At 55.9% G+C, this 14354-nt stretch carries 12 protein-coding genes, 1 tRNA gene and 1 pseudogene; 7 read left to right on the forward strand and 7 right to left on the reverse strand.

Annotation, left to right across the window (positions count from 1 at the left end; all coding sequences use genetic code 11):
• Window positions 1–7: 7 nt before the first annotated feature.
• Both BM234_RS09360 and BM234_RS09365 read left to right on the forward strand, forming a co-directional pair.
• Window positions 8–556 (forward strand): TRAP transporter small permease subunit, encoded by a 549-nt coding sequence (locus tag BM234_RS09360; protein ID WP_092063729.1) that lies wholly within the window; start codon window positions 8–10, stop codon window positions 554–556.
• Window positions 556–1872 carry a TRAP transporter large permease gene (locus tag BM234_RS09365; protein ID WP_092063732.1) on the forward strand — a complete coding sequence of 439 codons (1317 nt, stop codon included), beginning with the start codon at window positions 556–558 and terminating at the stop codon, window positions 1870–1872. Before BM234_RS09360 ends, BM234_RS09365 begins: the two co-directional genes overlap by 1 nt.
• Window positions 1873–1930: 58 nt before the next feature.
• Here the strand turns inward: BM234_RS09365 and BM234_RS09370 are convergent, their stop codons facing one another.
• The 6 genes from BM234_RS09370 to BM234_RS17470 all read right to left on the reverse strand — a co-directional run bounded on the left by BM234_RS09370 (window position 1931) and on the right by BM234_RS17470 (window position 8206).
• The gene (locus BM234_RS09370) at window positions 1931–2218 is read right to left on the reverse strand and encodes a DUF1330 domain-containing protein (protein WP_092063735.1); all 288 of its coding nucleotides are present in this window, start codon (window positions 2216–2218) and stop codon (window positions 1931–1933) included.
• The gene (gene alaS / locus BM234_RS09375) at window positions 2215–4893 is read right to left on the reverse strand and encodes an alanine--tRNA ligase (RefSeq protein WP_092063738.1); all 2679 of its coding nucleotides are present in this window, start codon (window positions 4891–4893) and stop codon (window positions 2215–2217) included. Before alaS ends, BM234_RS09370 begins: the two co-directional genes overlap by 4 nt.
• 139 nt (window positions 4894–5032) lie before the next feature.
• Window positions 5033–6097 (reverse strand): recombinase RecA, encoded by a 1065-nt coding sequence (recA, locus tag BM234_RS09380; RefSeq protein WP_092063741.1) that lies wholly within the window; start codon window positions 6095–6097, stop codon window positions 5033–5035.
• Window positions 6098–6329: 232 nt separating this feature from the next.
• Window positions 6330–6791 (reverse strand): DUF2948 family protein, encoded by a 462-nt coding sequence (locus BM234_RS09385; RefSeq protein WP_092063744.1) that lies wholly within the window; start codon window positions 6789–6791, stop codon window positions 6330–6332.
• Window positions 6788–8056: a UDP-N-acetylglucosamine 1-carboxyvinyltransferase gene (murA, locus tag BM234_RS09390; RefSeq protein ID WP_092063747.1), complete on the reverse strand. Its 1269-nt coding sequence runs from the start codon at window positions 8054–8056 to the stop codon at window positions 6788–6790. Before murA ends, BM234_RS09385 begins: the two co-directional genes overlap by 4 nt.
• A gap of 6 nt (window positions 8057–8062) precedes the next feature.
• Window positions 8063–8206: a hypothetical protein gene (locus BM234_RS17470; RefSeq protein WP_175501238.1), complete on the reverse strand. Its 144-nt coding sequence runs from the start codon at window positions 8204–8206 to the stop codon at window positions 8063–8065.
• Between the two features lie 85 nt (window positions 8207–8291).
• Here BM234_RS17470 and BM234_RS09395 point away from each other — a divergent pair.
• From BM234_RS09395 to BM234_RS17840, 3 genes and pseudogenes are all read left to right on the forward strand, one after another.
• A tRNA-Thr gene (locus tag BM234_RS09395) sits at window positions 8292–8366 on the forward strand.
• Between the two features lie 79 nt (window positions 8367–8445).
• Window positions 8446–9975 (forward strand): DUF6538 domain-containing protein, encoded by a 1530-nt coding sequence (locus tag BM234_RS09400; protein WP_139226791.1) that lies wholly within the window; start codon window positions 8446–8448, stop codon window positions 9973–9975.
• A 353-nt stretch (window positions 9976–10328) separates the two neighbouring features.
• Window positions 10329–10438: pseudogene (locus BM234_RS17840) on the forward strand (IS5/IS1182 family transposase); the annotation flags it as partial.
• 170 nt (window positions 10439–10608) lie between these two features.
• On the opposite strand, the gene BM234_RS09410 reads toward BM234_RS17840, so the two are convergent.
• Window positions 10609–11085 carry a thermonuclease family protein gene (locus BM234_RS09410; protein ID WP_342714676.1) on the reverse strand — a complete coding sequence of 159 codons (477 nt, stop codon included), beginning with the start codon at window positions 11083–11085 and terminating at the stop codon, window positions 10609–10611.
• Window positions 11086–11914: 829 nt separating this feature from the next.
• Between BM234_RS09410 and BM234_RS17845 the strand changes: the two genes are divergently transcribed.
• A complete protein-coding gene (locus BM234_RS17845; RefSeq protein WP_425439242.1) occupies window positions 11915–12346 on the forward strand; it encodes an SH3 domain-containing protein in 432 nt (143 codons plus the stop codon).
• A gap of 394 nt (window positions 12347–12740) precedes the next feature.
• On the forward strand, window positions 12741–13901 hold the full coding sequence (locus tag BM234_RS09420; RefSeq protein WP_139226792.1) for an EVE domain-containing protein: 1161 nt from the start codon (window positions 12741–12743) through the stop codon (window positions 13899–13901).
• The last annotated feature ends 453 nt before the right edge of the window (window positions 13902–14354 follow it).

The raw sequence follows: 14354 nt of genomic DNA on the forward strand, positions 1-14354 counted from the left end.
GGGAAGCATGAACGACGAGATAGCTCCGATAGAACGCGAGCACGGGACAGCCATTCCCGAAGCAGGGATGTTCGGCCGCATCATCGACCGCGGCGGCGTCATCTTTGCCATCGGCATCCTCGTGGCGATGCTCATCCTGATACAGGAAGTCATCCTGCGCTATGTCTTCAATGCCCCCACCAACTGGGCGCATGAGACGACCATTTTCCTTTCGGGCATCGCCTTTGTGTATGGCGGTCTTTACTGCGCCGCACGGGATCGGCACATCCGTGTGGTCCTGATCTATGATGCTCTGCCGTACCGCTTCCGCCGCGTTTTGGATGTTGCGATTTCTATCGTTTGCGCCATCGCCAGTACGTTCTTCGCATGGGCGGCATGGCTTATGGTTGAGCGTGCGGCCTTCACCCCGGCAGGCGAGTTCAGGCTCGAACGATCGGGCAGCGCATGGGATCCGGTGTATCCCGGCCTCATGAAGGTCTTTCTGCTTCTCGTAATGGCGGCCCTGGCCATCCAATTCGTCATCCTCGCATACAATTACGCAAAGGGTCAGAAATAATGGATTTCTTTGGCTCGCTTCAGGGCTTGGGCGTCGAGAGCGCCACGCTTCTGATGTTCGTCATGTTGCTGGTGCTTCTGGTTACCGGTATTCCGCTCGCCTTCGTCACCCTGCTGGTCGCGCTGGTTTTTGCGCTCGGCTGGTTCGGGCCCATGGCCGTCCCACTGATCACAAGCCGCGTCTATTCCTTCGTTTCAAGCTTCGTCTTCGTCTCTGTCCCGATGTTCGTGCTGATGGCTGCGATCCTGGACAGATCCGGCATCGCGAGAGATCTCTTCGACGCCATGCGGTTGGTCGGTGGGCGTCTTCGCGGCGGTGTGGCGATCCAAACGATCATTGTCGCCGTGATCCTCGCGGCTATGTCCGGCATCATCGGCGGCGAAGTCGTCCTGCTTGGACTGATCGCCCTGCCCCAGATGCTGCGGCTTGGATATGATCGCAACCTTGCGATCGGGGTTGTCTGTGCGGGCGGTGCACTCGGCACGATGGTGCCCCCGTCGATCGTACTTATCATCTATGGCCTGACGGCAAACGTCTCCATTGGCGATCTGTTCACTGCGGCGTTCCTGCCAGGCCTGATGCTCGCCGGGTTCTACGTTGCCTATGTTCTGATCCGGGCCTACATGAACCCTGCCGTCGCCCCGGTGGTCGAAGAGGACGATACGCCGCTTTCCGAGAAGCTTCGCCTTGTCAAAGGGATCATCCTTCCGATCCTCGTCGTCGTCGCGGTACTGGGCTCCATCTATGGCGGGATCGCCAGCGTCACCGAGGCATCCGCCGTCGGGGTTTTCGGGGTGATCATATCCACCATTGTCCGTGGGGAGTTCAGCTTGTCGCTTCTGAAAGGCGCCGCGCTTCAAACCCTCCAGACAGTCGGCATGATCGTCTGGATCGGTATCGGCGCATCAGCCCTTGTAGGCGTCTTCAACCTCATGGGCGGCATTCAGTTCGTCTCGGCTCTCATTACCGGGATATCGGACAATCCGACGATCATCCTACTCTTCATGATGGCGATCCTCTTTGTGCTGGGCATGTTCCTCGACTGGGTCGGGATCGCCCTGCTTACCATGCCGATCTTTGTGCCGATCATCAAAACGCTCGGCTATGATCCGGTGTGGTTCGGGGTCGTCTTCTGCATGAATATGCAGGTGTCCTTCCTCTCGCCGCCCTTTGGGCCAGCCGCTTTCTACCTCAAGTCCGTGGCGCCGCCCGACATCAGCTTGGGCGATATCTTCAAGTCGCTCTTGCCCTTCATCGGGTTGCAAATCCTGGCACTCGCCGTGTTGATCGCCTTCCCCGGCATAACGGGGCGCTAACGAAAAACGCCGGGGGCTCAATACCCCCGGCGTTTTACGATTTCTAAGTGGGCGCGCGCTATTCCACTTCTTCGACGATCACCAGATCGCGTTCCGCCGCATTCCGGGCAAAGTCCAGCGCCTCCTGATATGCGGGCGAATTATAGCAATCATGCGCGGCCTGCAGGCTTGGAAAGCGTGCGACGACGTTGCGGGATCTATCCCGCCCCTCCAACTGCTCATATTTTCCGCCGCGCGCCAGGAAAACACCCCCGTGATCAGCGATGGCCCCCGTGGCACGCTTGGCATATTCGCCATAAGCAGCTTCATCCGTCACATGTACATGCGCGATCCACAATGCCGTCATTGTGCGTCCTCCAAAATTGCTTCCGCGGCCCTTATAGCCTGATCCGCGTGGGTGGCATCCTTGCCGCCACCTTGCGCCATGTCGGGACGGCCCCCGCCGCCCTTCCCGCCAAGTTCGACCACTGCTGCCTTGACCAGATCGACGGCGGAAACCTTGGCCACCGCATCGCTCGTCACGCCGGCTGCTACTGCGACCTTGCCATCGGCATCCGCGATAAGAAGGACCGCGCCGGATCCAATCCGCGCCTTATGCTCGTCGATGAGAGCGGGCAGATCCTTCCCGGTAACGCCAGAAAGCACTTGCGCCACGAACTTGATGCCGTTGATCTCCCGCGCTTCCGGTGCCGCAGCTTTTTCACCGCCCGACATCGCAAGTTCACGCCGAAGTTGGGAAACCTCATTGGTGAGTGCACGGCGCTCTTCAAGCAGCGTCTTTACACGGGCTGGAACGTCGTTCGGGCTTATCTTCAGTTCTGCGGCTGTCGCGCTAAGAAGTTTGCCGCGCTCTGCGAGATGGTCCAACGCGGCCTTGCCTGTCAGCGCTTCAATGCGCCGTACGCCCGCACTCGATGCCGTATCGCCCAGAACGACGCAAAGCCCGATATCCCCGGTCTGGCGTACATGGGTCCCGCCGCAGAGCTCGATGGAATAGGTAGACTTGTTGCTTCCCTTGCCACTATCGGAATCGAGCCCCATTGAGACCACGCGCACCTCATCGCCGTACTTCTCACCGAAAAGCGCCTGCGCACCCATTGCGCGGGCATCGTCTGGGGTCATGATCCGCGTCTCAACAGGCGAATTCTGGCGGATGTAGTCGTTCACAACGGATTCGACCTGCTCCAACTCCTCCGCAGTAAGTGCCTTGGCGTGGCTGAAATCAAACCGCAGCCGGTCCTGCGCGTTGAGCGAGCCCCGCTGTGCCACATGGTCGCCAAGCGCCCTGCGCAGCGCCTCATTGAGCAGGTGGGTCGCGGAGTGATTGGCCCGGATCGCCGAGCGTCGGGCATGATCCACCTCCAGCTGAACCGCGTCGGATTTTGAGAGCGTGCCGCGTTTCACGGTGACCTGATGGACCAAGAGCCGGCCCTCGCCCATCCGCTGCGTGTCGGTTACTTCGGCGAAGTCGTCTTCATCCTCGAGGCGGCGCAGAAACCCGGTGTCTCCAACCTGACCGCCGGCTTCGCCATAAAAGGGCGTCTGGTTGGTGACCACCCAACCGGATTCACCTTCGGACAGCGTTTCGACTTCGTCCTTGCCACTGACGAGCGCAAGAATTTGGCCCTCTGCGATTTCGGTTTCGTAGCCCAGAAAATCTGTCCCGCCATGGGTTTGCAGAAGGTCGAACCAGACCGCGGCATCCGCGGCCTCACCAGATCCTGACCACGCCGCCCGCGCCAAGGCCTTTTGTTTGGCCATAGCGCTGTCGAAACCTTCGGTATCCACCGAGCGGTTTTTTTCGCGCAGCGCATCTTGCGTCAGATCGAGGGGGAATCCGTAAGTGTCATAGAGCTTGAATGCCGCTTCGCCGGGAAGAGGCGCCTCGTCGGGCAATCCTGCCAACTCGTCGTCCAAAAGCCTCAAACCACGCTCCAGCGTCTGCTTGAAACGACTCTCTTCCAAACGCAGGGTTTCTTCGATGAGTGCCTGTGCCCGCCCAAGTTCCGGATAAGCGGCCCCCATCTGCCGCACCAAAGTTGGTACGAGACGGTGCATCAGGGGATCTTTGGCACCAAGAAGATGGGCGTGACGCATGGCGCGACGCATGATCCGACGAAGGACATAGCCCCGACCGTCGTTCGATGGCATGACGCCATCCGCAATCAGGAAGGACGTGGAACGAAGGTGATCGGCGATCACCCGGTGATGCGATTTCCCCGGTCCATCGGGTTCGGTGCTCGACGCATGGGCGCTTGCTTCGATGAGCGAGCGCATCAGATCGGTTCCGTAGTTGTCGTTCGTACCCTGCAGCAGCGCCGCCACCCGCTCGATACCCATACCGGTATCGATGGATTGCGCCGAAAGCTCGCGCCGCGTGCCGTCCTCGAACTGCTCATATTGCATGAAGACAAGGTTCCAGATCTCAACGAACCGGTCACCGTCTTCCTCGGGGCTTCCCGGAGGACCACCCCAGTATTTCTCTCCGTGATCGAAAAAGATTTCCGTGCACGGCCCACACGGGCCAGTCGGCCCCATCATCCAGAAATTGTCGTTCGTGGCGATCCGTATGATCCGGTCTTCGGGCACGCCGGTCCTTTTCCAGATTTCAACGGCCTCTTCGTCCGTATGATAGACGGTAACGATCAACCGTTCCTTGGGGATATCCAACTCTCGCGTGATCAACTCCCACGCGAACGGAATCGCCTCGGATTTGAAGTAATCCCCAAAAGAGAAGTTTCCGAGCATCTCGAAAAACGTGTGGTGGCGCGCGGTATACCCGACGTTGTCGAGATCGTTGTGTTTGCCCCCGGCTCGAACACACTTCTGCGCAGTGGTCGCTCGGGAGTAGTCGCGTTGTTCCACCCCCGTGAAGAGGTTCTTGAACTGCACCATCCCAGAATTGGTAAACATCAGGGTGGGATCGTTGCGGGGGACCAAGGGGCTTGATGGAACGACCTCGTGGCCCTGCTTTGCAAAGTAGTCGAGGAAGGTGGTTCGGATATCGTTAAGCGACGGCATATAGCTTACTTTCCGGCGTTTGTCTGACTTTGGAACGGCATACCCCCAGTCCGTCTCGCTGTCCACCTAACGAACCTAGGGACACAAAATGAGAAGGGCGCCCGAACCGGACGCCCCCACTCTGAAAATATGTTTGAATCTAGTCTTCGAGAATATCCGCGCCGTTGTCTTCTTTGGCATCGAAAACGACACCATGTGCAGCACGGATCTTGGCTTCGATTTCCTCGGACATCGCCGTGTTCTCCCGAAGGAACTGTTTGGCGTTTTCCCGGCCCTGACCGATACGCTCATCACCATAGCTGTACCAAGCCCCAGATTTATCAACCACGCCGACCTTCACTCCCAGATCGAGCAATTCGCCCATCTTGGAGATCCCTTCGCCGTACATGATGTCGAACTCTACCTGCTTGAACGGTGGCGCGACCTTATTTTTGACTACCTTCACGCGAGTGTGGCTGCCAACGACTTCGTCGCGATCCTTGATCGATCCAATCCGGCGGATGTCCAGACGTACGGAGGAATAGAACTTCAGCGCATTGCCGCCCGTGGTCGTCTCGGGCGAGCCGAACATGACCCCGATCTTCATGCGGATCTGGTTGATGAAGATCACCATGCAGTTGGAACGCGAGATAGACCCCGTCAGCTTGCGCATGGCCTGGCTCATCAAGCGCGCCTGCACGCCGACGTTGGAATCGCCCATGTCGCCTTCGAGTTCGGACTTGGGGGTAAGCGCCGCCACGGAATCAACGACGACCATGTTGACCGCCCCGGAGCGGACCAGCGTATCCGTGATCTCAAGCGCCTGCTCACCATTGTCCGGCTGAGAGATCAGCAATTCGTCCAAGCTGACGCCAAGCTTTTTGGCGTACTGCGGGTCAAGCGCGTGCTCCGCATCGACAAAGGCGCAAACGCCGCCTTTTTTCTGCTCCTCGGCCACACAATGGAGAGTGAGTGTCGTTTTGCCGGAGCTTTCGGGACCGTAAATCTCAACGATGCGACCTTTGGGCAGGCCACCGATCCCAAGTGCGATATCAAGGCCGAGTGAGCCTGTGGAGGTCGACTCAATTTCCTGAATGGGGCTGTCGACGCCCAGTTTCATGATTGAGCCCTTGCCGAATTGGCGTTCAATCTGAGCCAGTGCGCTGTCGAGGGCTTTTTGCTTGTCGGGGGATTTTTTGCTGTTCATGTCCAATAGGTCTGCCATTGCTTTGCGTCCTTATTTCACAGCCGTCGGCGCGCGGCAATTCTCTAGATGTTCGCCTCATGTTCTCGTAACATGAGGTCGTAAAGGGAACATTACAAGAAAATTCTCGCATCACTGATGTTTATCGGACTTGGTTAACAGAACCTTTCCGATATCCGCACCGTTCTGAAGAACAGTGACCGCAAGATACACTATGGAAACCTACGACAGCGCCACCGCGAGAAGGCGATCCTTAGACCTCATGCGACGGGGCCCGCCCCGAAGGTGCGACATACGGACGAGTCACGTCTTTGAGTCGAAGGTCAACTGCTTCAACTTCGACACGAAGCGCTCCGTCGCCGGCAAGCAGAAAGACAATGTGCCCCCCACCGTCCGCCACCGGTTCGAAACCGATAGAAAGCAACGACAGGACAGTCTCGCGCTGCGACCGGTCCACACCTTGGCTTTCCACATTCAGAACATCAGAGACCACGAGGAGCGATTGCACTCGCTCAGGAGCGCCCCCGCCCAGCTCCCACCGGAAGCGATTCAGCAAAAGCGCAAACTTTCGATCGGAGCGCAGCCAACGAATTTCCGTTACCGGGAACACCGCGTCCTGCACCAAAGCGGAGATAACCTTGATGTCGTCGGGATCCACCGCGCCAACGTTCAGCGGCCCACCGAAGCCGTCCTCAAACCTTGCGTCGTCACTCATTCCTTCACCCGTTCGATTTTTGCTCCAACACCAGATAGCTTGCGCACGACATGTTCGTAGCCCCGATCGAGGTGATAGACGCGCGACACCACGGTTTCCCCCTCAGCAGCAAGGCCTGCGAGGATCAGCGATACCGAAGCACGCAGATCGGTGGCCATGACCGGCGCACCCTTGAGGCGCTCTACCCCGGTGACCCGTGCGGTGCCCCCATGAACATCGATCTTTGCGCCCATTCGTATGAGTTCTGGGGCATGCATGAACCGATTCTCGAAAATCTTCTCTTCGAGCAAAGACGTCCCCTCCGCGGTGCAGAGAAGCGCCATCATCTGGGCCTGCAGATCCGTCGGGAACCCCGGAAAAGGAGCAGTGGTGACATCTACTGCCCTGAGGATGCCGTTTTTTCGCGAAACAATGAGGCCGCGATCCGTTTCGCGTACTTCGACGCCCGTTTCCTCAAGCTTGTCGCAGAATGCTCCAACAAGATCGCGGGAACCGCCCAGGAGTTCGACCTCGCCGCCACATATCGCCGGCGCGAGCATATAGGTCCCCAGTTCGATCCGGTCGGTCACGACGCGGTGGGTCGCACCGTGCAGACGCTCGACGCCCTCAATCGTGATCGTCGAGGTCCCCTCCCCCTCGATCTGCGCACCCATGGCTTTGAGGCATCGGGCCAGATCGACAATTTCCGGCTCGCGCGCCACATTCTTCAGCACGGTCGTCCCTTTGGCGAGCGTCGCGGCCATCAAGGCGTTTTCCGTGGCTCCGACAGATACGATGGGGAACTCATAGGTTCCGCCGCGCAGCCCACCGCTCGGCGCCTTTGCATGGACATAGCCTTCGCGGAGATCGAGTTCGGCGCCCATGGCTTCCAGCGCCCTTAGATGCAAATCCACCGGCCGGGCCCCGATGGCACATCCTCCGGGCAGCGACACGACCGCATGCCCCCGCCGCGCCAGAAGCGGCCCGAGAACCAGCACCGATGCGCGCATCTTGCGAACGATGTCATAATCGGCCTTGTCAGTGTTGAGATCATGGCTCGACATGGCAAGGACCTGTCCGCCTTGCAGCGACTGCACCTCCGCCCCGAGAGATTGCAGCAGCACGGTCATCGTTCGAATATCCGACAGACGGGGCGCGTTGGTCAGCGTCAAAGGCTCGTCGCTTAGAAGCGTCGCGGGCATGAGCGTCAGACAGGCATTCTTCGCCCCTGCAATAGGGATTTCGCCTTTCAACGGGCCATTGCCCGTCACCACAATCGAATCCATCTGCCTCTATTCCTTTTTCTCGGTCTCATCGCTTCGGGCGCGGGCCTGCGCCTTGCGCCGTGCGAGGTTCGCCTTGAGTGCCTGCTTCAGCCGGTCTTCGCGGGTTTGTCCACTTTTGACCACCGGTTTATCGCTGTTCTTTTTGGCCATGGCCCCCTCTCTACAGCAGGGATGAAAAAGCGTCCAGATAGCGCTTGCGCCGCGCCAAGAATGTCCGTAAAGAGCCGCCCACGGCGCTGCTGTAGCTCAGAGGTAGAGCACTCCCTTGGTAAGGGAGAGGTCGAGAGTTCAATTCTCTCCAGCAGCACCATGAATTGCACAAATATCTCAAATACTTCTAAAATATCAAAGCTTTGCGCTTGCCGACCCCTACACAGCGGTCCTACACAGTGACCCTGAAGATGCCTAGTCCCTACAAAGACCCTCTCAGCGGAATCTTTTACCTGAATGTCCGCGTTCCCACCGATTTGGTCGGAAAAATTGGTCGTAGGAAGATTCTCAAATCACTACGCACAAGAGACCCCTCGGAGGCCAAGCAGCGGTTTTCTAAGGAGTATGCGACATTGCAGAAGCAATGGACGGCATTGCGCGCCGGACCGAAGCCCCTCCCCCACAAGCAACTTGTCGCGCTTTCAGGACGCATCTACTCAAATCTGATGGATATCCTCGAGGACGAGCCGGGAGAGGCTGAGATATGGCACCAAGTCCTGCGCCTGAGTCAACAAGCCGAGGCTGCTGTAAACGGGTTTGAGCAGTGGTACGGCGACGCTGCAGACCAACTTCTTGCAGAAGAAGGGATTGTGCCTGACCGCAGGAGCAGAGAGCGGCTACTCCGCGAAGTACATAACGCGTGGACGCAAGCAGCAGAACAACAGCTAAAACGCGCCGGAGGCGATTATTCCGAAGACCCAGCGGCCACCCGATTTCCGAAATGGAAGAGTGAGGAGCAGGCGCGAAATACCAATGAACGCCCGACACTGACGGCACTCTTCGAGCGCTGGAGAAATGACCATCTCAGCGAAGGGAAGTCAGCTAAAACCATCACAGACTTTTCGCAGAAACTTCAGAGCTTGAAAACGTATCTCGGCCACGAAGACGTCGCGCGCATGACCAACAAGGAAATCTCTGAATGGTGCCAATACCTGCGCGATGAGAAGGGTCTCGCATCTAAAACAGTCAGCAGGAAATACCTAGCGGCGGTTCGAGCAATCCTAAGACATGGCCAAGCGAACTTCCTTATCACAACGAACCCTACGGAGGGCGTCGTCGTGAAGGTGGCAAAGAGAATAATAACCCGCCCGAAGGGTTTCACTGACGAAGAAACGAAGAAAATCCTCTTGGCTTCCTTGGCTGCACTAGAGCAAAACTCGAAGGTAAGCAAATACAACAGGCTTGCCCGACGGTGGTTGCCGTGGATTTGCGCCTACACTGGCGCGAGGGGCGGTGAAATTGCCCAACTTCGCAAGCAGGATTTGTCTTGGGAGGATGAAATTCCGTGGCTGACCATTACTCCGGAGGCGGGGACCGTCAAGTCCAGGCAATTTAGAACTGTACCGGTCCATCCTCATTTGCAGGAACTCGGCCTGACAAAGTTTATCAGCGATGCGCCAATGGGATATCTATTCCATTCAGGCGCTCAGAATCTCGAACAAGCAATAGCCTTCTCGAGCAATGTGCGGGACAAAATCGCTAGTTGGGTCCGACACGAAGTTGGCGTCACAGATAACCGAATACAGCCAAACCATGCTTGGCGACACCGCTTCAAGACCCTTGGGCGCAACCACGCTATCGGTCTCGAATACCTCGACGCGCTTCAAGGCCACACAGGTAAGGGTGCCAGCGAAGATTACGGAGAGTATTCCATCCGGGCACTGTACCGTGAAATATGTAAACTTCCACGGGTCGAGCTATATGACTAGAAGACAACTGAAGACGACCCAAGGTGAAGCTTCCAGTGAGACCGCAAAGCTTTGTTAATGCCATCTAGGAGCGCGCCGAAGCCCAGCGCCTTGGGCATAACAGGCAATTCCGAGCCGAAGAGAACGGCCTCAATCTCCACCGTCCGCATCGTGGGATAATAATAAAATTTTGAGGTTCTTGGGCAGCCGGGACAGAAAATGAGCTTGGTAGGCAAGATGCCCATATCGATCATTTGCCCTACAACCAAATTGTACATGACGGCATCTGAAAACTTGGCTCAATGAGTAGTGGCATCCAAAGCGTTCGCCCCTCCCCTCTCCCAAACTCAAAGGAATACGATGAAGCGCTTTTCCATCGTATCGAAATCATGTTTGGGAGGCTTAGGGACTGGCGGCATGTGGCTACCCGTACGAGAGATAGCCCAAGGTGTGGCTGACGGCAATCGCGCTCGCAGCAACCGTGGGTCTATTGCGTGTAAGTCCATACCCTAGCACCACCATGTTTGCGGAACCGCCATACTTGGCGGTACACTCTTGCTAACTTTGTCACCGCACCCGCGTCGCCCCTCTCTATTATCTGGTACTTGGGGATGGCATACTGCAAATCTAACTACCGATTTCGGATGGCCCGCTTCAACAATACCCAGCTCTCTGTATCCGTGATCGTGCCGCTCTTGTCTCAAGGCCTCCGTACCGCCCCCCAGAGTATCTAGGGCAATCCAAAGCCTGCCCCTCGGCGATGGCCATGGCCCCTATGTCCTTGCCTTCCAGGTAGCAAACACCAACCCATCGGTCATAGGTGCGCTCGCCATTCAGCTCACAGGTAATCCTCTTCCCGCCAACAAGCCTTTGCATAAAGAAGGTGGCTTCACGCCCCGCTGGGGTGCTTCTCTCAGGGCCATCTACCCCATTGAGCCTCACAGGCGTCCCGGCAACGACGATGGTGTCTACGTCTCTAACCTTGGTCACACGTCCCTCAATTACCTGAACAGAAATCCCGGCGCTGGGTAAAATTAGAAGCGCGGCAATGCTGAGGCGGATGAAGGCTTTGGACATAGTAATCCTTAGTTTTCCACATGGCGCGAATAGGATGTCGCGCATGCACAACATGGTCCGTGTTTACTGAGCGACTAGGACACCTACTTCTACCCCATGCGAACGAGCGAGCAACGCAAACATTTCGCTGACGTTGCAAAATCGGCCGAGAAAGCCCTGCCGATAGCGGCCAGTCGTCGACTGCTTAAGATACTACGACCGCATCCCGCTTCGCGGATATTGGCCCCTGTGATCAGCGCTACTATCACCTACAGGCGATCAGTGAGGTATCTGGATTGAACGCAAACCCAACCTTGTCATTTCCAGCAACTCGCAGCACACCGTTGAGGATGAAGTGCCATTCAAAGTGGATATCTACAAACTCTCACGCAGGGACGGTTGGTCACTGAGAGTTGCGACCGAAGACGGGTAGTCCATTGTCTGGGACGATCTTTTTGAAGACCACCGAGCGGCAGTTGAAGAGGCAATCGGCACCATGCGCGGTGAAGGCGCGCTTGCTCTTACCTACGGTAGTTCAAACGTCGTTCCACTTAGGCAGTAGGCGAACGGGCTGCAACGAGCCGAGCATTTGAAAGACTTCGCTTGGTGCCACGCGGCTTTTCGGAAGCAGCCGTTCGTGCCGATCTTGAGAAACTATTGTGACGACCGCTCCTCGATGAATGTCGTCGAGATGACTTGACGACACGACTTTCTCAACCCACGGTGGCTACATTGCGCGATAAGGTTTGTCTCAATGAGCGTCCGTAGATGGGCTTTAGTCCTTGGCGTCGCTTGGGTAGGTTTGGCCACCATAGGCACAGACGATTCAGAAAGAACACAAGCAAAGCCAATTGCACCCTCTAAAGTCAATCCGCCAAGGGTTGCAGAGACGCCTGTCAAACCGATGTGGGAAAAACTGACTGCCCCGAACCCCGAGAGTTACAGGACCCTCTATGTAACAGGCTCGGTTGTGAATGTCCGACGCGGCCCAAGTACCGCCTACGCTAGACTATTCCAGCTACGCAAAGGTCAAGCTGTCAAAGAACTAGAGACAAAAGAAGGCTGGACAAAACTGTCTTCAGATAGCCGTTCGGGGTGGATGTCGGCAAAGTACCTAAGCCCTAGCAAGCCCATCGCCGCAGCTGCAAAGCCATCGACAAAACGGGCACCTCAATGTCACCCCAATTACTCGGGTGCATGTGTACCAATCGCTAGCGATGTTGATTGCGCCGGCGGACGCGGGGACGGCCCTGCATATGTGCGCGGCCCCGTTCGGGTCGTTGGTAGAGACGTATATCGCTTGGATCGCGATAGGGATGGGATAGGTTGCGAATAGAATGCGGAGGAAAGAACTATCACACTAAAGCTACATTTTCGCCCACGTCTTTCGCGGCTCTAACCAGGCATTCGGCGTCTTCAAGCCTCGCCCCAGTAGCGGCGCTTGTTGCCCACTGCAGCATTAATGTGACTTCGAACGCGACAACGAGGGCAAGGCCAACATCATTACCTGTGAACCGAAGCGCTACTTACTCAGCAAGAAATTATTTAGCCGAATGTGATAGTCCAATAAGTATTGTCTACACGCTGGAACACGTGATGCACGTCAAAGATTTTGCCAGACCAGACGGGTCTGACAGGAAGCTTTTGGTGAGAAATTTATTGCAAGTATTATCTAAACAATCTTTAATCAAGCAGCAATCAACGATGCGCATAAAAAAATAGGCCTAAAATTGACCACATGGATTTTTCAGTGCAACCCAGATCATTACGACATCGATGGGCTGCTAGCATCCGAAACACGGGATATTCTATTTGCTGCAAATCAACAAGCTTCACTTATGCGCCCGGACGACACTGTGTACATTTGGCGCTCACAAGGAAAACAAAAAACTGTTGCCGGTATTGTCGCCAAAGGTCACCTTCTTGACACCGCGAGCATCCGACCTGATTCTGAGCCTGGCAAGCTGTTCTGGGTAGATGAAACACTCGCGAATTCCAATGAGCCGCGTGTCCGCCTACGCATCGATGACGTTGCTAATAAACGGGAAGTTATCCACCGTGCATGGATGATCACCGATCCAATATTGAGCGATCTGACGATACTTAAAATGGCGAATATGTCCAACTATGTGGTTGAAGGCGTGCACCTCGATCGCATCGGCGATCTTTGGGAAAGAACGGGCGTCAGTTGGTCTCGAGCTGAAAGCATTGCGGCACTGAGGGCTTATCATCAAACCTATGGTGGAAGCTTATCCCAGAAACCTGGTTCCCCGGTCGCTGACACCGCATCGCTGATTGGGCGCGCAGTTAAAGGTGTTTACAATAAGGTACTAAACTTCAGACACATTGACCCCCGCGATGTGAGGGAGGGTTTCTCTGGTGCAGGCGCGGTTGATCGTAAAGTCTGGGATGAGTTCTACGAACCATTAACTAAGGAAATCGACGCTGAAGCGCTGGAGCGCGAGTTCCTAAGACTCTGGCGCAGTTCTACCGCTAAACTAAGCAACGCACCTACTTCTTCTGATCAGCCAAGCACTTATCGACCAGGACCGCCCCCCCAGGGTGGAGATTATTTCGTTACGCACACAGCACATGAGCATTGGTTCGTCTACATTTTAGAACTTAACAACAAGAAGGCGCTAAAGGTCGGCATGTCACATGAACCAAAAAATCGACTTAGGCATTATAATCATACCATCATGCCAGAACTTACTGGCTTAAAATGGACACTAGCTTTTACTCATAGATTTGACGATGCTGATCATGCGTTGTCAGTAGAGCAAGTGGTTCTTCAATCCTTCGCCAAACACCAATTGCCAAGCAACGGCGAAATTCTAATGGGAGTAGACGCGATATCAGTTCAATTGGCGATCATTAATGCTTTAAATTAGAGAATGTCTCTACGCACTCATCTACCGCCCCCCATGTCTAACGGTTCATTCAACTTAGCACCCGCCGCGGACAGGCCCTCTCCATTCTTTTCACGAAGGTCTTCGTAGCAGCAGCAGCAGCAGCAGCAGCAGCAGCAGCAGAAATTAAACCACCTTAACGAATGACAACAATGCTTGCGTAGCTGGTCCACAAGGTTTGCGAGCATACTCCAAAAATATGCGAACACGGGGGTGTTCAAGAGCTACTTCGTGTTTCTCTGGGTGGAGAAATAGTACCTACGGCAATAAGTGTATCGGTTCCGGGTCGATGCCATTTCGTCGCGAAAATCCGTCTCCCTGAGATAGGTATAGCGTCTCGCGAAATCCCCCCCTGGGGGGCACCCTCTGTCGATCACCTTCTCAATTTGCGGGACCCCTTGCCTAAAAATTTTATACAGACACACGCCTCCGACC

Origin of the sequence: Poseidonocella pacifica (assembly GCF_900111875.1) — a bacterium.
GTDB lineage: Bacteria > Pseudomonadota > Alphaproteobacteria > Rhodobacterales > Rhodobacteraceae > Poseidonocella > Poseidonocella pacifica.